Origin of the sequence: Salinisphaera sp. C84B14 (assembly GCF_040361435.1) — a bacterium.
Lineage (GTDB): Bacteria > Pseudomonadota > Gammaproteobacteria > Nevskiales > Salinisphaeraceae > Salinisphaera.
The window spans coordinates 158,021-176,935 of record NZ_APNL01000005.1 but is presented as its reverse complement, the minus strand read 5'-3'; the positions used below and the strand labels follow the sequence as shown (position 1 = coordinate 176,935).

At 65.2% G+C, this 18,915-nt stretch carries 19 protein-coding genes and 1 tRNA gene; 8 read left to right on the top strand and 12 right to left on the bottom strand.

Translation table 11 applies throughout. From position 1 onward, the window contains the following. Window positions 1-37: 37 nt before the first annotated feature. From C84B14_RS06180 to C84B14_RS06165, 4 genes are all read left to right on the top strand, one after another. Complete coding sequence (locus tag C84B14_RS06180) at window positions 38-1,744, top strand: carbon starvation CstA family protein (protein WP_353222628.1); 1,707 nt, start codon at window positions 38-40, stop codon at window positions 1,742-1,744. Further along, entirely contained in the window at window positions 1,741-2,238 is a 498-nt protein-coding gene (locus C84B14_RS06175) for a hypothetical protein (protein ID WP_353222626.1), read from the top strand. The genes C84B14_RS06180 and C84B14_RS06175 overlap by 4 nt, the downstream gene beginning before the upstream one ends. Next, window positions 2,235-2,495 carry a cory-CC-star protein gene (locus C84B14_RS06170; RefSeq protein ID WP_293626578.1) on the top strand — a complete coding sequence of 87 codons (261 nt, stop codon included), beginning with the start codon at window positions 2,235-2,237 and terminating at the stop codon, window positions 2,493-2,495. Before C84B14_RS06175 ends, C84B14_RS06170 begins: the two co-directional genes overlap by 4 nt. A 128-nt stretch (window positions 2,496-2,623) precedes the next feature. Beyond that, window positions 2,624-3,595 (top strand): ArsA family ATPase, encoded by a 972-nt coding sequence (locus C84B14_RS06165; RefSeq protein ID WP_353222624.1) that lies wholly within the window; start codon window positions 2,624-2,626, stop codon window positions 3,593-3,595. Between the two features lie 30 nt (window positions 3,596-3,625). Here C84B14_RS06165 and C84B14_RS06160 read toward each other — a convergent pair whose 3' ends face one another. The 4 genes from C84B14_RS06160 to C84B14_RS06145 all read right to left on the bottom strand — a co-directional run bounded on the left by C84B14_RS06160 (window position 3,626) and on the right by C84B14_RS06145 (window position 8,144). Continuing rightward, a complete protein-coding gene (locus tag C84B14_RS06160; RefSeq protein ID WP_353222622.1) occupies window positions 3,626-4,660 on the bottom strand; it encodes a hypothetical protein in 1,035 nt (344 codons plus the stop codon). An 80-nt stretch (window positions 4,661-4,740) separates the two neighbouring features. Then, the gene (locus tag C84B14_RS06155) at window positions 4,741-5,934 is read right to left on the bottom strand and encodes an NAD-dependent epimerase/dehydratase family protein (protein ID WP_353222620.1); all 1,194 of its coding nucleotides are present in this window, start codon (window positions 5,932-5,934) and stop codon (window positions 4,741-4,743) included. Beyond that, window positions 5,931-6,977: a glycosyltransferase family 4 protein gene (locus tag C84B14_RS06150; protein WP_348765085.1), complete on the bottom strand. Its 1,047-nt coding sequence runs from the start codon at window positions 6,975-6,977 to the stop codon at window positions 5,931-5,933. The genes C84B14_RS06155 and C84B14_RS06150 overlap by 4 nt, the downstream gene beginning before the upstream one ends. A gap of 186 nt (window positions 6,978-7,163) precedes the next feature. Then, window positions 7,164-8,144, bottom strand: a complete 981-nt coding sequence (locus C84B14_RS06145) for an NADPH:quinone oxidoreductase family protein (RefSeq protein WP_353222618.1) — start codon at window positions 8,142-8,144, stop codon at window positions 7,164-7,166. Window positions 8,145-8,486: 342 nt separating this feature from the next. On the opposite strand from C84B14_RS06145, the gene C84B14_RS06140 reads away from it, so the two are divergent. After that, window positions 8,487-9,029: a hypothetical protein gene (locus C84B14_RS06140; protein WP_353222616.1), complete on the top strand. Its 543-nt coding sequence runs from the start codon at window positions 8,487-8,489 to the stop codon at window positions 9,027-9,029. Window positions 9,030-9,059: 30 nt separating this feature from the next. On the opposite strand, the gene C84B14_RS06135 is transcribed toward C84B14_RS06140, so the two are convergent. Continuing rightward, window positions 9,060-9,135 (bottom strand) — tRNA-Gly (locus tag C84B14_RS06135). 182 nt (window positions 9,136-9,317) lie between these two features. Here C84B14_RS06135 and C84B14_RS06130 point away from each other — a divergent pair. The 3 genes from C84B14_RS06130 to C84B14_RS06120 are packed head-to-tail and all read left to right on the top strand — an operon-like array spanning window position 9,318 to window position 12,145. Beyond that, window positions 9,318-10,214, top strand: coding sequence for a TIGR01777 family oxidoreductase (locus tag C84B14_RS06130; RefSeq protein ID WP_353222614.1), 897 nt, complete (start codon window positions 9,318-9,320; stop codon window positions 10,212-10,214). Then, entirely contained in the window at window positions 10,215-11,627 is a 1,413-nt protein-coding gene (locus C84B14_RS06125; RefSeq protein ID WP_353222612.1) for an FAD-binding oxidoreductase, read from the top strand. Between the two features lie 2 nt (window positions 11,628-11,629). Then, entirely contained in the window at window positions 11,630-12,145 is a 516-nt protein-coding gene (locus C84B14_RS06120) for a GNAT family N-acetyltransferase (RefSeq protein WP_353222610.1), read from the top strand. A 12-nt stretch (window positions 12,146-12,157) separates the two neighbouring features. On the opposite strand, the gene C84B14_RS06115 is transcribed toward C84B14_RS06120, so the two are convergent. From C84B14_RS06115 to nuoI, 7 genes are all read right to left on the bottom strand, one after another. Further along, window positions 12,158-12,598: a DUF4019 domain-containing protein gene (locus tag C84B14_RS06115; RefSeq protein WP_353222608.1), complete on the bottom strand. Its 441-nt coding sequence runs from the start codon at window positions 12,596-12,598 to the stop codon at window positions 12,158-12,160. Beyond that, the gene (nuoN, locus tag C84B14_RS06110; RefSeq protein WP_348765092.1) at window positions 12,598-14,049 is read right to left on the bottom strand and encodes an NADH-quinone oxidoreductase subunit NuoN; all 1,452 of its coding nucleotides are present in this window, start codon (window positions 14,047-14,049) and stop codon (window positions 12,598-12,600) included. The genes C84B14_RS06115 and nuoN overlap by 1 nt, the downstream gene beginning before the upstream one ends. 12 nt (window positions 14,050-14,061) lie before the next feature. Continuing rightward, on the bottom strand, window positions 14,062-15,591 hold the full coding sequence (nuoM, locus tag C84B14_RS06105) for an NADH-quinone oxidoreductase subunit M (protein WP_293623877.1): 1,530 nt from the start codon (window positions 15,589-15,591) through the stop codon (window positions 14,062-14,064). A 70-nt stretch (window positions 15,592-15,661) separates the two neighbouring features. After that, window positions 15,662-17,512, bottom strand: a complete 1,851-nt coding sequence (nuoL, locus tag C84B14_RS06100; protein WP_353222606.1) for an NADH-quinone oxidoreductase subunit L — start codon at window positions 17,510-17,512, stop codon at window positions 15,662-15,664. Next, window positions 17,509-17,817 (bottom strand): NADH-quinone oxidoreductase subunit NuoK, encoded by a 309-nt coding sequence (gene nuoK / locus C84B14_RS06095; protein ID WP_353222604.1) that lies wholly within the window; start codon window positions 17,815-17,817, stop codon window positions 17,509-17,511. The genes nuoL and nuoK overlap by 4 nt, the downstream gene beginning before the upstream one ends. Then, window positions 17,814-18,371, bottom strand: coding sequence for an NADH-quinone oxidoreductase subunit J (gene nuoJ, locus C84B14_RS06090; protein ID WP_348765096.1), 558 nt, complete (start codon window positions 18,369-18,371; stop codon window positions 17,814-17,816). The genes nuoK and nuoJ overlap by 4 nt, the downstream gene beginning before the upstream one ends. A 13-nt stretch (window positions 18,372-18,384) precedes the next feature. Beyond that, the gene (gene nuoI, locus C84B14_RS06085) at window positions 18,385-18,900 is read right to left on the bottom strand and encodes an NADH-quinone oxidoreductase subunit NuoI (RefSeq protein ID WP_348765097.1); all 516 of its coding nucleotides are present in this window, start codon (window positions 18,898-18,900) and stop codon (window positions 18,385-18,387) included. Window positions 18,901-18,915 lie beyond the last annotated feature (15 nt).

The window sequence follows — 18,915 nt, the reverse complement described above, 5'->3', positions numbered from 1 at the left end:
CGCCCGAACGCGGGGCGCGAAAGCGTGAGGAGACGATATGCCGGCCTTTCTTCTAATCGTGATCACGCTGGTGGCGTTCTATTTCGCCTACAAGTTCTACTCGCGCTATCTGGCAGAAAAGGTCTATCGGCTCGATCCGAACTTCGTCACCCCGGCGCATGCCATGCGCGACGGCGTGGACTTCGTTCCCACGCACAAGCACGTACTGCTTGGCCATCACTTCACCTCGGTAGCGGGTGCGGCGCCGATCGTAGGCCCGGCGATTGCGGTCTACTGGGGCTGGCTGCCGGCACTCACCTGGGTGATTCTGGGCACGATCTTCGCGGCCGGCGTGCACGACTTCGGCTCTATCGTCGTCTCCGCGCGCAACCGCGGCCAGAATATCGGCACCCTGTCCGGCAAGGTGGTATCGGCGCGCGCGAGTACGCTGTTTCTGCTCATCATCTTCTTCTTGCTCACGCTCGTGAACGCGGTGTTCGGCGTGGTCATGGCGATTCTGTTCGAAAAGAATCCGGGCGCGGTGGTACCGGCGCTGATCGTGATCCCGATCGCCGTGTTCATCGGCCAGTGGGCCTATCGCATGGGCCGATCGATCGTCATCCCGTCGATCCTGGGGCTGTTGCTGCTCTATGCCGCAATCCCGGTCGGCCAGGCCTATCCGATCTACGTCGACGGGCTGGCCGAGGCGGTCGGGCTGTCGGTGCGCACGACCTGGATCATCCTGATCTTTGCCTATACCTGGATTGCCTCACGGCTGCCGGTGTGGGTGCTGCTGCAGCCGCGCGATTACATCAACGGCCAGCAGCTGATCGTCGCGCTGGTGGTGATCTTTCTCGGTGTACTCATCGGCTGGGATACGATCAGCGCGCCGGCGGTCAATGAAGTCGCGCCGAATTCGCCGCACTGGTTCCCCTATCTGTTCATCACCGTGGCCTGCGGGGCGATTTCCGGCTTCCACAGCCTGGTCGCGTCCGGGACCACCTCGAAACAGCTGGGTAACGAAACCGAGGCGCGTTTCGTCGGCTACGGCGGCGCGCTGGGCGAAGGCGCACTGGCGCTGGCCGCGATTCTGGCCTGTACCGCGGGCCTCGGCGCCGCCGGCGACTGGAACGCCGCGTACGCTGATTTCGGCGCGGCCTCCGGCGGCGCGCTCGGCCATTTCGTGACCGGCACCGGCCACTTTCTGAGCAACCTCGGCATCCCGGCAACGCTGGGCGCGACGTTCGCGGCGGTGGTGGTCATCACCTTCGCCGGCACCACCATGGATACCGGGGTGCGCCTGCAGCGCTATATCCTGGAAGAGATCGCAGAGCTGGCCGGGGTCAAGGCGCTGGTGGGCCGGGTCAATCTGCTTACCACGCTCGCCGTGCTGATTCCGCTGGGGTTGGCACTGCTGCCCGGCGGCGACAGTTCCGGCGGCAAGGGTTTTGCCTTCGGCCGTCTGTGGACGCTGTTCGGTACCACCAACCAGCTCACCGCCGGGCTCGCGCTGTCGATCATCGGCGTATGGCTGCTGGCCCGCAATCGCAACCCGCTGGCAGCCCTGATTCCGCTGGTGTTCCTGCTGTTCATGACCACCTGGGCGCTGCTGCTCAACCTGGGCGACTTCTTTGCCAAGGGCGACTGGCTGCTGCTGGTGATGGATGCCGCGATCTTCGTGCTCGCGGCCTGGCTGGTGGTAGAAGCGTTCACGGCGTTCAACCGTGAACGTCGCAACCCGAGCGCGGCTGCCGAGGAATCGTGAGTTCGGCGTCCGTCGTCGACCCTGCCGTGCGCGGCAGGCTGGCGGGCGGGCGCGTGCACCAGGTGATTCTGGTGCGCGAACAGGATGCCCAGCATAGCGGCTCGGGTTGCTGTGGCCGGCTGGGCGAACGCCATACGGCGCTCGGCGGCGCCGCCGATTTCAGCCACAGCCGGGCACGCATGGAACAGGTCGGCGAGATCTATCGGGCGCTGGCCGCCGCCGTGCCGGATCTGGAACTGACCGTGGTCGACCCGCGGAATCTCGTCTGGCTCTACCCTGCGGTCTGGCGGGCCGCCCGTGCCCATGGCGCGGGCGTATTCACCGCGCTGCGGGCCGTGGCCCGGGCGGGCGCGCCGGTGGCCGTGGTCGTGGACGGCAATACGCTCTATTCGGGCCGCCTGCCCGATACGCAGAGCGTGATGGCCGCCGTGCTGGCAAGGGTGCAACAGCCTTCGCCGGCTCGCCCTACCGCAGACACGCAGCGACAGCCATGACCGACAAGAGCCTCTGGCAACGTTTTTCCGATTATCACGACGAACTGTTCATGGCGCCCTGGCGTGCCGGCATCGCCCGCGAAGCGCGTTCGGAAGAAGACGTGCTGGTGGCGCTGTTGTTTCTCGAGGCCCTGGGTATTCCCGGGCCCGCCGACTACTATGCCCTCGAGCTCTATCCCGACCTGATCGAGGCCTTTCATCGCTGGCATCAGCGCATGGGTATGGAAACGTTTCCCGAAGCGGGCGTTTGCTGCTGAGCCAAGGCCTGCCCGGGCGCGGTGACGGTCTGCCTGCCGGGCCCGCATGGCGCGAAACGCCTGCCTGCAAGCACCGTTGTACCTCTAGCTTGGCCCCGTAACGCCCGGCCGACTGGCAGACTATCGCCATGGCGCACTCGCATACACATCGCAACGATCTGCCCACGCGGTTCTATCTGTTCGGCGGCAAGGGCGGGGTCGGCAAGACCACGCTTGCCGCGGCCAACGCGCTGCGGCTGGCGGCCGCTGGCGAGCGTACGCTGCTGGTATCGACCGATCCGGCACACTCGGTGTCCGACCTGCTCGAAACGCGACTGAGCGGCGAGCCGAGCGCGGCGGGCGACAATCTCTGGGCGATGGAAATCGACCCCGAGGCCGATGCGAAGGCCTACGTCGAGGGCATTCGCGAGGATGCGGAATCCGCCGTGTCCAAGGCTGTGCTGCCGGCGCTCGACCGGCACCTGAAGCTCGCCGTCCAGGCACCGGGTACCGCCGAATCGGCCTTGTTCGATCGCTTTACCCGGATCATGGAATGGTGTCCGCAGCGTTTCGACCGGGTGGTGTTCGATACCGCGCCGAGTGGTCATACCCTGCGCCTGCTTACGCTGCCCTCCATGCTGGGTGCCTGGGTGGAAGGTCTGCAGGCCCAGCGCGCCAAGGTCAACAAGCTTCAGGGCATGTGGCGTTCGATGGCCGGGGTGAGCGAGCCCGAGCGCGAGGATCGGGTGCTCACCCGCCTGCGCCAGCGTGCCGAACGCTTCGCCCAGGCCCGTCAGCGCCTGCACGACGAATCGGTTTTCCATCCGGTGCTGCAGGCCGAACGGCTGCCGATCGAGGAAACAGCGCGGGTCATCGAGCAGCTGAGCGATACGCATATCCCGGTGGGCGCGCTGTACGTGAATCGGCTCTGGCCGGCCGATGCGAGCAGCGCCTTCATAACCGAACGGGTGGCACAGCAGAACGAATACCTCACCGAGATACGGCAGCGCTTCGCCGGCCATGAACTCATCGAGGTCGCTCAGAGCGCACGCGATATCGTTGGCCGCGATCAGCTCGATGCGCTGGCCGAGCGCCTGGCGGCGCCCGCGAGCCATCGGTGATTCGCTTGGCCGGCCATTGTTGCGGCCGGCTCAGTCCAGCAGGCGAATCGTAAGCCGACGTACCAGTTCCTTGGCCTGGGCCGGGCGCAGATGATGGGCGAGTGCGACCGTACGATCACGCATGCGCATCATGACGCTGGCACGCGGGGTACGTAACAGCCCGCCGGCCTGCGGCGTGGGCGAGCCGCTCGTGGTGACCGGCAGGGTTAGCGTCTGTGCGTTCGGCGCATCGTTGTAGTAGTCGCGGACCCCGTCTTCGGCCTGCTGCGGCACGTAGAGTCCGCCGATATGGCCACGGGCGTAGCGACCACGTTCGCCGCCGGTAATCACGCGCAACGAGTCATAGTCGATCACGATTCGGGCATAGGGTGCGCGCCCCAGCGCGGATCGAACCACCCAAAGTCCGGCCAGCGCGATCACGACGGTCATACCGGCGGTTACCGGCAGGGCGAAGCGATCGGCGAGCGCGAACAGGTGGTAACGCGTCCAGAGCACGGCGGCCACGTAGACGATGGCGACGTTGGCCACGGAATAGAGTAAACGCCATAGTGGCCGCCAGCGCTGCCGGTCGACATCGATTGCGACGGTGCCGTCGCGGCGACGCCGCTCGCTGATGCCCAGTCTTTCTTCCAGGCGCGGCCGTAGTAGCGCGCCGAGAACGTTCAAGCCGAGCACGAGCACGGCGCCTGCGACCACCGCGAGTCCGGCATGGGTCAGCGGCAGGGTGGCCAGGCTGGGCGTTTGCGGCCAGCGCGACAGCCATAGGCCGAAGGCGATCAGGCTGAACACGCTCGCGGCGAGCGCCAATGCGCAGAGACTGACCCTGCCGCGGGCGCTTTGGACGACGCCGACCGCGCCAATCAGCGGGATCGACCAGCCCAGCACGGGCGCTGCGTATTCGCCGATGCCGAAGCGGTCGATTGGCCGCAGTAGCGCGGGCAATTCGATCCATAGCCCGAGGCCGGAAGATTCGACGCCGTGGCCCAGCGCCAGCCACGGCGTGAAGTAGAGCAGCAGCAGCGCCGTGGTCAGCGCGGCGAGGGTCCAGCGACCGTCGGTTTGCACAGCAGCGTACCGGGTTCGAGACGAGCCCAGATTATAGGTCAGTGTGGGCGCCACTCAATTGAACGCGACCTGTTTTTTGCTCAGGAGGCGACCGCCTGCGATTGCGCCGTTCGCGGACGTACCCACTGTGAGGTCGAGAGAATACGGCTTTCGTCGCAGCGGTGGGCATAGTGCTGCGCGATATCGATTATTTCGCTGAGCAAGCTGTCGCGCAGGGTGGTCGGGTCGAGGCCCAGGTCCAGCAGGCAGGCGTTTTCCACACACAGATCGTTTTCCGGCGCTTCGCGGCGCGGATTGGGCAGGTGGGCGATTTTCGCGCCGGTCATGCGGGCCACCAGTTTGGCCAGTTCGCCTACGCGCCAGGTTTCGGTCATCTGGTTGTAGATGCGTACCCGTTCGCCGGCGGCCGGGGCGTTGCCGATCGCCATTTCGATACAGCGCACCGTGTCCTGGATATGGATGAAAGCGCGGGTCTGGCCGCCACTGCCGTGCACGGTCAGGTCGTGGCCAACCGCGGCCTGCATGAGAAAGCGGTTGAGCACGGTGCCGTAATCGCCGTCGTAGTCGAAGCGATTGATCAGGCGTTCGTCCAGCCGCGTCTCGCGCGTCTGGGTGCCCCAGACCACGCCCTGATGCAGATCGGTAATACGCAGGCCGTCGTTCTTGTTGTAGAAATAGAACAGCAGCTGATCCTGGGTCTTGGTCATGTGGTAGATGCTGCCCGGGTCCGGCGGGAACAGGATCTCGCGCTGGGTACGCGCACCGGTGCTGTCGTCGACCTCGACAGTGAGATAGCCCTCGGGAATACGCAGCCCGCCGCCATAGCCGTAGACGCCCATGGTGCCCAGATGCACCAGATGGGCGTCGATACCGGTTTCCACCAGCGCGCAAAGCACGTTCTGGGTCGCAGCGAGGTTGTTTTCGACGGTGTAGCGCTTGGCTCGTGCATGCTTCATGGAATAGGGCGCCGAGCGCTGTTCGGCGAAATGCACGATGGCATCCGGGGCGAGCCGGTCGATGGTCGCTTCCAGGCGATCGTATTCGCGCGCGACATCCATATGCAGCGCGGCGATGGTGCGCCCGGTCAGCTCCTTCCAGGCCGCCAGTCGGATATCGATGGGCGATATGGGGGTCAGCGAACTCACCCCCAGCTCGTTGTCGATATGTCGTCGGGAAAGGTTGTCGATGAGGGTCACATCGTGGCCCTGACCGGACAGGTGCAATGCCGTGGGCCAGCCACAGAAGCCGTCGCCGCCGAGTATGAGGACTTTCATTGCGCGTTCTCCAGGGTCGGGGGGGTAAAGCGCAGGTGGGGTCGACGCGCCGGGGCAAGCTGTGCGGCGAATTCGGCCGCCGAGGCTGCCCAGCTGTTGGCTCGCGCATAGGCGATGCCGGCCTCACCGTTGAGTTCGAGCGCCGCCAGCGCGGCGGCCTGCAGATCGTCGTCGAGCACGCCGGTGACGCCGGGCTGTACCACCTGGAGCGGCCCGGTGACCGGATAGGCGGCGACCGGTACGCCACAGGCCATGGCTTCCATGAGCACCAGCCCGAGCGTGTCGGTCTTGCTGGGAAAGACCATGCAGTCGGCCGCACAGATATGGCGCACCAGGTCTTCGCCCAGGCGCATACCCACGAAACAGGCCTCGGGATAGCGGCGTTCCAGGTCGGCGCGGGCCGGGCCGTCGCCGACCACCAGCTTGCTGCCGGGCAGGTCGAGCTGGAGGAACGCTTCCACGTTCTTTTCCGGTGCCACCCGGCCGAAATACATGAACACCGGGCCGGGCAGATCGAGTGTGGCCGGTTGCACGGGGCGAAACAGGCGGGTGTCCACGCCGCGTCCCCACAGGGCCAGCCGCGAGAAACCGCGATCGCTCAGATAGTCGGCCAACGGGCGTGTGCTCACCATGGTGCGCACGCTATGGCTATGAAACAGATTGAGCACCCGATAGCCCAGGCCCACCGGCACCAGCGGCCAGCGCGCGTTGATATATTCCGGAAAGCGGGTATGAAAAGAGGTGGTGAAACGCCAGCCGCGCAGGCGACAGTACAGCCAGCCGGCCAGACCGACGCTGCCTTCGGTGGCGATATGCACTGCGTCCGGCACGAAGCGCTGCAGGCGGCGTGCAACGCCGGGCAGCGGCGCGGCCGCGAGCCGGATTTCGGTATAGGTGGGGCAGGGCACGGTCACGAACAGGCCCGGATGAATGACGAGCACGTCGTGTCCGGCGGCTTCCAGTTCTCGAACCAGGGCCGTCAGGGCGGTGACCACCCCGTTGACCTGCGGCTTCCACGCGTCGGTGAGCAATGCGATACGCATGCGGCTCCTCGTTGCGGGGCTGTCATTGATATGACAGCCGGCTTGCAATGGAGCGCAGTGTGGGTCGTACAGATAACGCTGGGATGACGCGTCGATGTCGTTTGCATGACAACATCGCCGCGTTGCCGCGTGAACGAAATAGGGCAGTGCCGGCCCGGCGCGGTTCGGCCGGGCCGGCCGATCAGACTATTCCTGCGGTTTGATGACCAGCTTGCCGGCCGCCTTGCGCGAGGCCAGCACGCTGATTGCCTCGCCGCCGCGTTCGAGCGGGTAGGTTCCCGACACATGCGGGCGCAGCTTGCCTTCGGCCAGCCAGGCAAAGATCTGCTTGAGCTGCTTCTGGTTCTCTTCGGGTTCACGCTGGGTGAACGAGCCCCAGAACACGCCCACGATCGAACAGCCCTTGAGCAGGGCGAGATTGAGCGGCGGTTTGGGGATCTCGCCGGCGGCGAAGCCGATCACCAGCAAACGCCCGCGCCAGGCCGTGCCGCGCAGGGCTTTTTCGGTCATGTCGCCGCCGACCGGGTCATAGACCACGTCCACGCCGCGCCCGTCGGTACGGGCCTTGATCGCGTCCTTGAGGTCTTCCTCGACGTAGTTGATGGTTTCATCCGCGCCGTGTTCGCGACAGACCGCCAGTTTTTCTTCGCTGGAGGCAGCGGCAATCACATGCGCGCCCAAGGCCTTGCCCAGCTCGATCGCGGCCAGGCCCACGCCGCCGGCGGCACCGAGTACGAGCAGGGTTTCGCCGGATTTGAGTTCGGCCCGGTCGGCCAGCGCATGGTAGGTGGTGCCATAGGTCATCACGAACGCGCTGGCGGTGACGTGGTCCACGCCGTCGGGCATCGGGATCACCCGGTTGGCGTCGGTGGCGATCTGTTCGGCCATGGCGCCATAGCCGGTGAAGGCGATCACGTTGTCGCCGGCCTTGAGATGCTTGACCTCATCGCCCACGGTATTGACCACGCCCGCGAGCTCGCCGCCCGGCGAGAAGGGCAGCTCCGGCTTGAGCTGGTACTTGTCTTCGATGATCAGGCTGTCGGGGAAATTCACCGCCGCGGCCTGTACGTCGATAAGAACCTGCTTGGGGCCGACTTTAGGCGTGGGTTGTTCCTCGACTACCAGCGTTTCCGGCGGGCCGAATTGTTTGCAGAGCAATGCTCGCATCAGGGGTCTCCTCTTTATTGGCACTGTATTGTCCACACGCTGCTGCAAGGCAGCGCAATGAACGGACGTTCGTTCCGGCATTCTGCCTGAATCCCCGTCGATCGTCGCTTGTCCCGGGTATTCCTACAAATCAGACACCGTGTAGACGAGGTGCCGAGACTCGGCCGCGCGCGTCCGTTGCTTAGCACAGGGCGCGCCGGGGCGTTGCCGTTGCGACGCATGCGGCGAGGCTCGATCACGGCCCGTGCCTACGTTTCGCCTTGAAGCCTTGTCGCGCGTAGTTGTTCGTGCCGATCGCGCCGGATAATCTCTGACGCACCATTCGTTTATCTGGACACCATCTTGGTTGATCTACGCCGTTTTGTCGCGCTGACCTGCGTCGTTCTAAGCGCGGCCGCGGCGCTGGCCGGCTGTGCCAGTGCGCCGTCGTATCGGTTCGTTGATCCCGCGCAGAAGGACATGCGCTACGACGGATTTCTGGCCTATGGTGCCTTTGCCGACGTGGCCATCGAAGCCGCCTTCGAACAGGCGCTCTGCGACCGACTGTTTGCGGCCGGGCATGCCTGTACGTCCATGCTCGCCGCTGCGCCGCCCACCCGTCAGCAGGATGCCGCGAGCCGTCATGCGGCCAGTCGCGCCAGCGGCGCCCAGGCCACGATCGTGATCGAACTGGCCGATATGCACACCACGTCGCGCCGCGTGATCGGTCAGGGGCGGGTCGCCTATAACGTGCGCGTGATCGACAACGCGGGCCAGCAGGTCACCGCGCAGTTCGCCTTCGATACCGCAGAAAGCGCACGGCGATCGGTTCCGAAACAGGCAGACGCGCTCGCCCGGCGGATCGTTTCCGCACTCCAGGCGGAATCGCTGCTCTATCAGCGATAGCGCATGCATGCAGCCGTGGGCGGGAAGAAGTGGAGCGGCGGACGAGATTCGAACTCGCGACCTCGACCGTGGGAGGGTCGCGCTCTACCAACTGAGCTACCGCCGCCACGACCCGCACAGCTAACGCGATCTGTCGGCTTTTTGCAATAGGCAGGTAAAAACCATTCGGCGCCGAGCGCGCGATCGGCGTATTGTGGAATAGGGTTTTATCTGGACTGGCGCTGCCCTCGCCGGCGCTTTAGTCTGCAAGTTGGCATTTTTCTTTGTCTTTTACTCGCGGAGCTTGTGATGAACAAGGCGTTGTTGACCGGGGGCACCGGCTTTATCGGCCGGCATCTGTGTGAATCGCTATTGGCCGATGGCTGGGCCGTGCAGGTCGTCACCCGCGATACCGCAGCCGCGGCGAAGGTGTTGCCGGCAGGGGTCGTGCCGGTGGCCGATATCAAGGCCGCGGCGCCGGCCGACGCGGTGATCAACCTCGCCGGCGAGAATCTGGCGGACGGCCGCTGGACCGAGGCGCGCAAGCGTGAAATGCGCGAAAGCCGCCTGCGGATCACGCGCCAGCTTACCGAAACGATTGGCGAATGGGACACGCCGCCGCAGGTGCTGGTGAGCGGTTCTGCGGTCGGTTATTACGGCGCGCGCGGGGACGACGTGCTCGACGAAAACGAATCGCCCGGCGACGAATTCCAGTCCGAGCTTTGCGTGGCCTGGGAACAGGCCGCCCGCCGTGCCGAGGCCGCCAACATCCGGGTCTGTCGTGTGCGTACCGGCATCGTGCTCGGGGCCGAGGACGGCGCACTGGCACAGATGGTCACGCCGTTCAGGTTCGGGCTGGGCGGGCATTTCGGCACCGGCAAGCAGTACATGCCCTGGATACACATCAGCGACGAGGTGGCCGCGATTCGTTTTCTCATCGACAACCCGGATTGTAGCGGGGCGTTCAACCTCACCGCGCCGGAGCCGGCCACCAATCGCGAATTCACGACCACGCTCGCGCGCGTGTTGCACCGGCCCAAGTTCGCCTGGGTGCCCGGCCCGGTGCTCAAGCTGATGGTCGGCGAGATGGCCCATTTGCTGCTCACCGGCCAGCGCGCGATTCCCAGCGCGTTGGAGAAGGCCGGTTTCACCTTCGAGTTTCGCAAGCTTCAGCCGGCCCTGGAAGACCTGCTCGGAGATCGCTGAATGCGTGATGCGTTGCTTGCGAAACTGACCGAAATCGTTGGCGCAGCGGACGTGCTGCAGGCCGATGCGGCTGCACCCTTTCTGGTGGAATGGCGGGGCGCGTTCCGCCCGACCGCGCTCGCGGTGGTACGACCGGCCGATACGGGGCAGGTCGCAGCGGTGGTCACCGCCTGTGCCGAGGCAAACTGTGCGGTAATCGCCCAATCCGGCAATACCGGGCTCGTGGGCGGGGCCGCCGCAGACGACGCCCAGCGCCATGTCATCGTCAATCTCGAGCGCATGGATCGCGTACGCGAAGTCGACGTCGACAACGCCACGATTACCGTCGAGGCGGGTTGTATTCTCGCCGACGTGCAACAGGCCGCGGCCGATGCTGGCCTGTTTTTCCCGTTGACGCTTGCCTCGCGCGATCGCTGTCGGATCGGCGGCAATCTGGCTACCAATGCAGGCGGGCTGAACGTGGTGCGCTATGGCAACACCCGCGATCTGGCGCTGGGCCTGGAAGTGGTGCTCGCGGACGGGCGTATCTGGAACAATCTCACCGGGCTGCGCAAGGACAACAGCGGTTTCGACCTGGACGACCTGTTCATCGGCAGCGAAGGCGCGCTGGGCATCATCACCGCTGCGGTGATGATGCTCTACGAGCCGGTGGTACAGCAGGTCAGTGCGCTGTTCGCGCTGGAGTCCCCGGCCCAGGCGGTACGACTGCAGCGTCGGCTGACCGCTGCCTCGGGGCATAACCTGACCGGCTGCGAGCTGATGTCGCGCCAGGCGGTGGCGCTGGCCTGCAGCCATATCGAGGGCTGTGAAGAGCCTTTCGATATCGATCATGACTGGTACCTGCTGGTCGAGCTGGCCAGCTCTGCCGACGGCCACTGGCTGCTTGACGCCATGGCCCATGTCGTCGAACAGGCCCGCCACGCGCACGAATTGACGGATGTCATCATCGCCCACGACGTCGAAACCAGTCGTCGGCTATGGCATTTACGCGAGTCGCTTCCGCCGGCCCAGGTCGCCGAAGGGGCCTCGATCAAGCACGATATTTCGCTGCCGGTATCGAAACTGCCCGCGTTTCTGGAGCGCGCGCTGGCGGCCGTTCGCGATGCGCTGCCCGGTGTGCGCCCCTGCCCGTTCGGGCATGTGGGCGACGGCAACCTGCATTTCAATCTGTCCCAGCCCGTGGACGCCGACGGCCCGGCCTTTCTGGCCCAGGCCGAGGCCGCCCATACCGTGGTGCACGATATCGTCGCCGAGATGGGCGGCTCGATCGCGGCCGAACACGGCATCGGCCGGCTCAAGGTCGCCGCCCTGGATCGCTACAAATCCGAGGTGGAGCGCGACATGCTCGCCGCGATCAAGACAGCGCTGGACCCGCACAACCGGCTCAATCCGGGCGTGATCGTGAAGGCCTAGAAATGAACGTCGGGCCGGGCTGCGACGACGATGTCGACCGGATCGCCGCGCTGCACGTCGCGGCATGGCGCGACGCCTATCGTGGTCTGTTGCCGCAGGCCTATCTGGACGAGCTCAGCGTGGATGCCAGGAAAGCGCAGTGGACTCGGGCGCTCGCCGATCCCGCGATCGAGGTGTTGGTGGCCCGACACGAGCAGACACTCGTGGGGCTGGCCAGCTATGGCCCCAGCCGGGATGACGATACGGATGCTGCGACGATGGAGCTGTATGCCATCTATGTCGCGCCGCGTTCGTGCCGGCAGGGCATCGGTCGCCGGCTATGGCTGGCCGTTCGCCGGGGCGTAGCCGCCCGGAACGGCGCCGCGGTCACTCTCTGGGTGTTGCAGGGCAATCGTGCGGCACAGCGGTTTTATCAGGCGCAGGGTTTCGTCGCCGATGGCCAGCACAAGACGCTCACCCTCGACGGCACGCGCTTGGCTGAACGGCGCTATGTCTGGCCCGCCGCGCGGCTGCGTTGAGCCGGCCAAGCGCTAGCGCAGAAAATAACCTGCGGTTTTCAGCTCGCCTTCTTCTCGTACCAGGGTGACGGTTTCCTGAATCGGAGGGCGGTCATCGAAACGGCTGGCATAGACGAGTACGACATAGTCATTGTCGGGCACGCCGGGGAGTTTTAGCGTGTAGGCGATGGATACGAGTTCGCGCTTGCTTGGCGCAGCGGTGTCGGCCCGCGCGTTTCCAACCGCCTCGATCCACGCGTTCTGATCGATACCGTTTCGAAACATTGCCGATGCCTGCTGCCAGCTGCGCTCATAAGTGCCGCGATCGACGAGCGCGAGCCACTGGCGGGCAGCTCGGTCGGCGCGGGCGTCCTCCTGCGGGGCGGGGGCGTGCGTTGCGCAGCCGGCGATGATCAGTATCAGGCCCGCGAGCCATATGCTCGAAACAGCGGCGCGATACCGGCCCGTCTGCATCAGCCGCCGGCCATGCCCGTAGCGCTGACCAGCGAGATCAGCGGCTGCGGATAGATGCCGAAGAAGATCACCGCGGCCGCCAGCAACAGCACCATGATGCCGCCGGACTGCTGCCCCCAGCCGGAAACCGCGTCGCGACGGCTTTCGCCGGGCTCGTCCAGGAACAGGATGACCATCATGCGCAGGTAGTAGTACAGGCCGATGGCGCTGCCGAGCACGATGCCGCCGACCAGCCACCACAGGCCGGATTGCACGGCGATGGCAATCACGTAGAACTTGCCGAGAAAGCCTGCGGTCATCGGGATGCCGGCCAGCGACAGCATCATGACGGTGAACACAGTCGCCAGGTACGGCCGGCGCCAGAACAGCCCGCGATAGTGGTGCAGAGCCCCCGCGTCGGTACCGGAGTAGGGGCTGGATACGAGCGTGACCACGCCGAATGCGCCGAGCGTGGTGGCGACATAGGTGGCCAGATAGATGCCCACGGTTTCGATGCTGAAGGTGCCGCCGGCCACGATCGCGGTCATCAGATAGCCCAGATGCGCAATCGAGGAATAACCCAGCAGCCGCTTGACGTTGCGCTGGCGCAGCGCGAGCAGGTTGCCGACCAGCATGGACGCCATGGCGATTACGCCCATCAGCGTGAGCAGCCAGCCGTTGGCGGCCGGCGGTGCGAGCGTGAAAAATCGCAGCAGCAGCGCGAAGACCGCGACCTTGCTCACCGTGGCCAGAAAGGCCGAGACCGGCCCCGGTGCGCCTTCGTAGACGTCCGGCGTCCAGACATGGAACGGCACCAGCGACAGCTTGAAGGCCAGTGCGACGACCATCATGCCCACGCCGGCCAGCAGCCAGGGCGAGCCGCTGTTGCCGGCCAGGGTATCCACCAGGCCGGCGTATTCGAGGCTGCCCGATGCCGCGTACAGCAGCGCCATACCGAACAGCAGGAAGGCCGAAGCCGCGCCCGAGAGCACCATGTACTTCAGGCCGGCTTCCAGCGAAATACGGTCGCGATAAGCATAGGCGACCATGCCGTACAGCGGCACCGACAACAGCTCGAGGCCGATGAACAGCGACGCGAAGTGCCGGCTGGCGATCAGCGCGAGGGCGCCGCCGGCCGAGCATAGCAGCAGGATATAAAACTCTTCGCGCCGGTCCGGCAGGGTATCCAGATAGGCATGGGCCAGCGTGGTACAGGCCAGCGATGCCACCAGCACGATGGCGCCGAACAGCAGCGAATAATCATCGATGATGAACAGCGGCGTGACCTGGATCGGCGTGATCTGGAGCACGCCCAGCAGCGACAGCAGGGCCGCGTTCAGGCCGACCACGGTCATTGTGGCCGCCGTGAAGTGGTGGCGGTGTACCGCGATCGACAGCATCACGCCGACAACGGTCGCGCACAGGATCAGCAACGGCGCGAGGGCGAGCATCTGAGTGGAAAAGTCGGTCATGACGCCTTTCGCTTAACGGGACGGCAACGGAGCAACGGCGAACCAGTCGGTGACTTCGGTCATCGCCGTATGCGAGATATCGAGCACGGTATTCGGGAACAGGCCAAGCCAGAGCGTGAGCACGAGCAGTAGCAGCATCATGCTGTATTCGCGCGGGTCGAGCCCGCCGAGCGAGGCCTCCGACTTGGGCGTGCCCCAATAAACGCGGTGCATGAGCACCAGGGAATAGATGGCTGCCATGACGAGGCCGCCACTGGCCGCGACCACGACCCAGGGCACCGTATCGAAGGCGCCGAACAGGATCAGGAACTCGCCGATGAAGTTGCCGGTGCCGGGCATGCCCAGCGAGGCCATCACGAACACCAGCGCAAAGCCCGGCAGCGCGCCCATACGCCCGAACAGGCCGCCCATCTGACGCATGTCGCGGGTATGGATACGCTCGTAGATCTGGCCGGAGATGATGAACAGACCCGCCGCCGAGAAGGCATGGGCCACCATCTGCACGATCACGCCCTGCAGCGCGAGCAGCGTGCCGGAATAGATGCCGATCAGCACGAAGCCCATATGCGAAATACTGGAGCAGGCGATCAGGCGCTTGACGTCGGTCTGCGAAAAGGCCAGCAGCGCGCCGTAGTAGATGCCGATCAAACCCAGCGCCATGGCAACAGGCGCGAACTGGGCCGAGGCCTCGGGGAACAACGGAATCGCGAAACGCAGCATGCCGTAGGCCGCGGTCTTGAGCAGAATGCCGGCCAGATCGACCGAGCCGGCGGTCGGCGCCTGGGCATGCGCGTCCGGCAGCCAGCCGTGCAGCGGGACCACCGGCAGCTTCACCGCAAAGGCGATGAAGAAGCCCAGCATCAGCACGTAGGCGATAGTGCCGGTCAGCGGGGTTTCACGCAGCACCATATAGTCGAAGGTGAAGGTGCCGGTCTGGCTGTAGTGGGCGAACACCAGACCCAGAATCGAAACCAGCATCAACAGGCCGCTGGCCTGGGTATAGATGAAGAACTTGATCGCGGCGCCGATGCGGGTATTGCCTTTCGAGCCACTGTGTCCCCACAGCGCGATCAGGAAATACATCGGCACCAGCATCATTTCCCAGAAAAAGAAGAACAGGAAAAGATCCACGGCCAGGAACACGCCGACCACGCCGCCGATGATCCAGAGCAGGTTCAGATGGAAGAAGCCGATCCGGTTGGTGATTTCGCGCCAGGAACACACCACGGCGAGTACGCCGAGAAAGCCGGTCAGCATGATCATGATCAGCGACAGGCCGTCGAGCGCCAGGTGAAAGGAAATCCCGAAGCGATCGATCCAGGGCAGGCGGATCTGGTGGGCCCAGTTCGGCGCGTCGCCCACCGCCCCGCCGGCCAGCGAATAGTCGCCCGTCAGCCACAGCCAGAGCGCCAGGCCGACCACGAGCAGCATGGTCAGCAGCGCGATCCAGCGCGGCGCCTGCGCGGGGGCATGGCGGCTTTCCAGCTGCCAGCAAAGCAGGCCGCCGATGAAGGGGACGAATAGAAGCCAGCACAGGATCATTGAGAACGTTCCTTGGGACCTGTGAATGAGCGCGCCGTCGTCACGCCGTTATCGTATGTATTCATGCGCATTACCCGAACAGCAGCGCGACGAGCAGCACCGCGGCACCGGCAAACAACGACAGCGCATACCAGCGCAGGCGCCCGCTCTGGGTGGTGACCAGCGCGCTGTTGAGCATGAGCGCGATCTGCGGCGCGACGTTGACGGTCGAGTTGATCCAGTCGCGACGATGCAGGCGGGTCAGCAGCAGATAGGGGCGCACGAAGACGCGGTCGTAGAGCGTGTCGAATCCCCAGGCGTTGTGCCAGAGCTGCCACAGGCCACGGCCAAGCGGATTGGATGCCAGTTTCTCGGCGGTCTGTCGGCTACCCAGGTACAGCGCAGCGGCCACGCCGAGGCCGACGATGGCCACGGCAGCGGACAGCACTTCCACGATCAGTTTCGTGGTGCCGTGATCGCCGCCTTCATGGACCGGCAGCACGTCGGCCAGCGGCGGGTGGATCCAGGCGCCCAGGAAGGTGGACAGCACGGCCAGCACGATCAGCGGCAGATGATGGGCAATGCCGCGGCCCGCATGGGCCTTGATCTGGGCTTCGCCATGGAAGGCGATGAAAATCATGCGGAAGGTGTAGAGCGCGGTCAAAAACGCGCCGACCAGGCCGGCGAACCAGAGCACGTGGTGGCCGTTTGCAAACGACAGCCACAGGATTTCGTCCTTGGAATAGAAGCCGGCCGTGACCAGGGGCAGGGCGGCCAGCGCCGCGCCGCCGATGATGAATACCGCGTAATCCAGCGGCAGGCTCTTGCGCAGCCCGCCCATCTTGAAGATGTTCTGCTCGTGGTGGCAGGCGATGATCACCGAGCCCGAGGCCAGGAACAGCAGGGCCTTGAAGAAGGCATGGATCATCAGATGGAAGATCGCCGCATCCCAGGCGCCCACGCCGAGCGCCAGGAACATGTAGCCGATCTGACTCATGGTGGAATAGGCGAGCACGCGCTTGATATCGGTCTGGCACAGCGCTGCGAAGCCGGCCAGCAGCAGCGTGACCGCGCCCACGACGCCCACCAGGGCCAGCACGGCCGGGGCAAGCTCGAATATCACATGCATGCGCGCGATCAGATACACGCCTGCGGTGACCATGGTGGCCGCGTGGATCAGCGCCGACACCGGCGTCGGGCCGGCCATGGCGTCGGGCAGCCAGGTCTGTAGCGGCAGCTGTGCGGACTTGCCCACGGCGCCGCCCAGCAGCAGCAGCGCGGCGAGGCTGGCCATCGGGTCGCCTTCGGCCCAGGCCCGGGGTGCCTGTTCCAGAAGGGTCTGGATATCGAGCGTGCCGAAGGTGGCGAACATCAGGAACAGGCCGATGGCCAGGAACACGTCGCCGATACGGGTGATCAGAAACGCCTTGAAGGCCGCCCAGGCATTGGCCTCGTCACGGTAGTAGTAGCCGATGAGCAGATAGCTGCACAGGCCTACGCCTTCCCAGCCGAGGAACAGCAGGAACAGGTTGTCGCCGAGCACGAGCAGCAGCATGGCGACGATGAACAGGTTCATGTAGGCGAAAAAGCGCCCCATGCCCGGCCCGCCGTCGAGGTCGTGCTTCATGTACCAGCCGGCAAACACGTGGATGAGAAAACCCACGCCGGTAATCACGCCGAGCATGGTCGCGGCCAGCCCGTCGAAATAAAGCGCGAACGCCGGCGTGAAGTCGCCCACCGAAACCCAGGTCCACAGGGTTTGCGTATAGGCCGCGCCGTCGCCGGTGACGAAGGTATAGATCAGCCACGCCGATACCAGCGCGGACAGGCCCACCGACCCGGCACCGATGGTCGCCGCGGCGCGATCGGCCATGCGCGGAAAGAACGACAGCGCGAGGCTGCCGGCGAGCGGAAAGACGATGGTCAGGGCTAGCAAATTCATCCGTGCATCTCGCTGGCGGCGTCGATGTCGATGGTCTTGAAACGGCGATGCAGCTGCAGCAGCAGGCCGAGCCCGATGCTGGCCTCGGCGGCAGCGAGGGTGATCACGAGGATGAACATCACCTGGCCATCGGGTGCGCTGTGGGCAGCGCCGGCCACGATGAAGGCCAGGCCTGCGGAATTGAGCATGATCTCAAGGCACATGAGGATGAACAGCGTATTGCGCCGTACCACCAGCCCGACCAGGCCGAGGGTGAACAGCAGGGCGGCCAGAATCAGGCCGTGTTCCATGGGGATGCCGTTCATTGTTCGCCTCCCGGGTGGCGACGCCCGCGCGCGGCGGCGACGCGTTTTTCTTCGGCCACGTCACGATCGTCGCGGCCCAGATGGGCAGCGACCACCAGGGCGGCCAGCAGCACGAAGGCGGCCAGTTCCACGATCAGTACATAGGGCCCGAACATGGTCATGCCGATGCGTTCGGCCATCAGCGGCGTGCTGTCGACGTTGCCCATGGAGCCACCGCTGGCAAGCGCCACGGCCAGAACGCCGAGCAGGACGACGCCCAGCACGCCGGGCCCGATCCATACCCGGGGCGCCAACCAGCTGCGCTCCCGGGCCACGGTTTCCTGATTGAGGTTGAGCATCATGATCACGAACACGAACAGCACCATGATCGCGCCCGCGTAGACGATCACCTCGAGTGCGGCCGCGAAAGGTGCGCCGAGGGTATAGAACACGATCGCCACCGACAGCAGCGACACGATCAGGTAGAGCAGCGCATGCACCGCGTTGGCACAGCTGATCACCCGCGCGGTGGCGGCGACGGCGACGATGGCAGCGAGATAGAAAGCGATTTCCATAGTCGGCCCGGCCTCAGGGAAGCAGCGTCTTGACGTCGATGGGCGCGGCCTCGTTCTCGGCTTCGCCCTTGTCCTTGCCGCCCACGGCCATGCCGGCGACGCGATAGAAGTTGTAGCCCGGCCGCTTGCCGACGCCGGAAATGGTCAGATCGGATTTTTCGTAGACCATGTTCTGCCGATCGAACTCGCCCATTTCGAAGTCAGGCGTGAGCTGGATCGCGTAGGTTGGGCAGGCCTCCTCGCAGTAGCCGCAGTAGATGCAGCGCGAGAAGTTGATACGGAAGGTTTCCGGATACCAGCGTCCGCTTTCGTCCTCGGCCTTGACCACGCTGATGCAGTCGACGGGGCAGGCCACGCTGCACAGGTTGCAGGCCACGCAGCGCTCGGCGCCGTCCGGATCGCGCGTGAGCACGATACGCCCGCGATAGCGCGGCGGCAGATAAGGCTTTTCTTCCGGATACAGCACCGTCTCGCGCTTGCGAAAGGTGTGCATCAGGGTCATCCAGATGGTGCGCAGAACACTCAGCATAGGTGACTCGCGTAA

Coding starts and splice junctions, on each gene's coding strand:
- C84B14_RS06125 (WP_353222612.1), top strand. CDS start 10,215: ATGCGTGATGCGTTGCTTGCGAAACTGACCGAAATCGTTGGCGCAGCG.
- nuoJ (WP_348765096.1), bottom strand. CDS start 18,371: ATGGAAATCGCTTTCTATCTCGCTGCCATCGTCGCCGTCGCCGCCACC.
- C84B14_RS06130 (WP_353222614.1), top strand. CDS start 9,318: ATGAACAAGGCGTTGTTGACCGGGGGCACCGGCTTTATCGGCCGGCAT.
- C84B14_RS06145 (WP_353222618.1), bottom strand. CDS start 8,144: ATGCGAGCATTGCTCTGCAAACAATTCGGCCCGCCGGAAACGCTGGTA.
- C84B14_RS06150 (WP_348765085.1), bottom strand. CDS start 6,977: ATGCGTATCGCATTGCTCACCGACGCGTGGAAGCCGCAGGTCAACGGG.
- nuoI (WP_348765097.1), bottom strand. CDS start 18,900: ATGCTGAGTGTTCTGCGCACCATCTGGATGACCCTGATGCACACCTTT.
- nuoM (WP_293623877.1), bottom strand. CDS start 15,591: ATGATCCTGTGCTGGCTTCTATTCGTCCCCTTCATCGGCGGCCTGCTT.
- nuoN (WP_348765092.1), bottom strand. CDS start 14,049: ATGACCGACTTTTCCACTCAGATGCTCGCCCTCGCGCCGTTGCTGATC.
- nuoL (WP_353222606.1), bottom strand. CDS start 17,512: ATGAATTTGCTAGCCCTGACCATCGTCTTTCCGCTCGCCGGCAGCCTC.
- C84B14_RS06155 (WP_353222620.1), bottom strand. CDS start 5,934: ATGAAAGTCCTCATACTCGGCGGCGACGGCTTCTGTGGCTGGCCCACG.
- C84B14_RS06120 (WP_353222610.1), top strand. CDS start 11,630: ATGAACGTCGGGCCGGGCTGCGACGACGATGTCGACCGGATCGCCGCG.
- nuoK (WP_353222604.1), bottom strand. CDS start 17,817: ATGAACGGCATCCCCATGGAACACGGCCTGATTCTGGCCGCCCTGCTG.
- C84B14_RS06165 (WP_353222624.1), top strand. CDS start 2,624: ATGGCGCACTCGCATACACATCGCAACGATCTGCCCACGCGGTTCTAT.
- C84B14_RS06115 (WP_353222608.1), bottom strand. CDS start 12,598: ATGCAGACGGGCCGGTATCGCGCCGCTGTTTCGAGCATATGGCTCGCG.
- C84B14_RS06170 (WP_293626578.1), top strand. CDS start 2,235: ATGACCGACAAGAGCCTCTGGCAACGTTTTTCCGATTATCACGACGAA.
- C84B14_RS06180 (WP_353222628.1), top strand. CDS start 38: ATGCCGGCCTTTCTTCTAATCGTGATCACGCTGGTGGCGTTCTATTTC.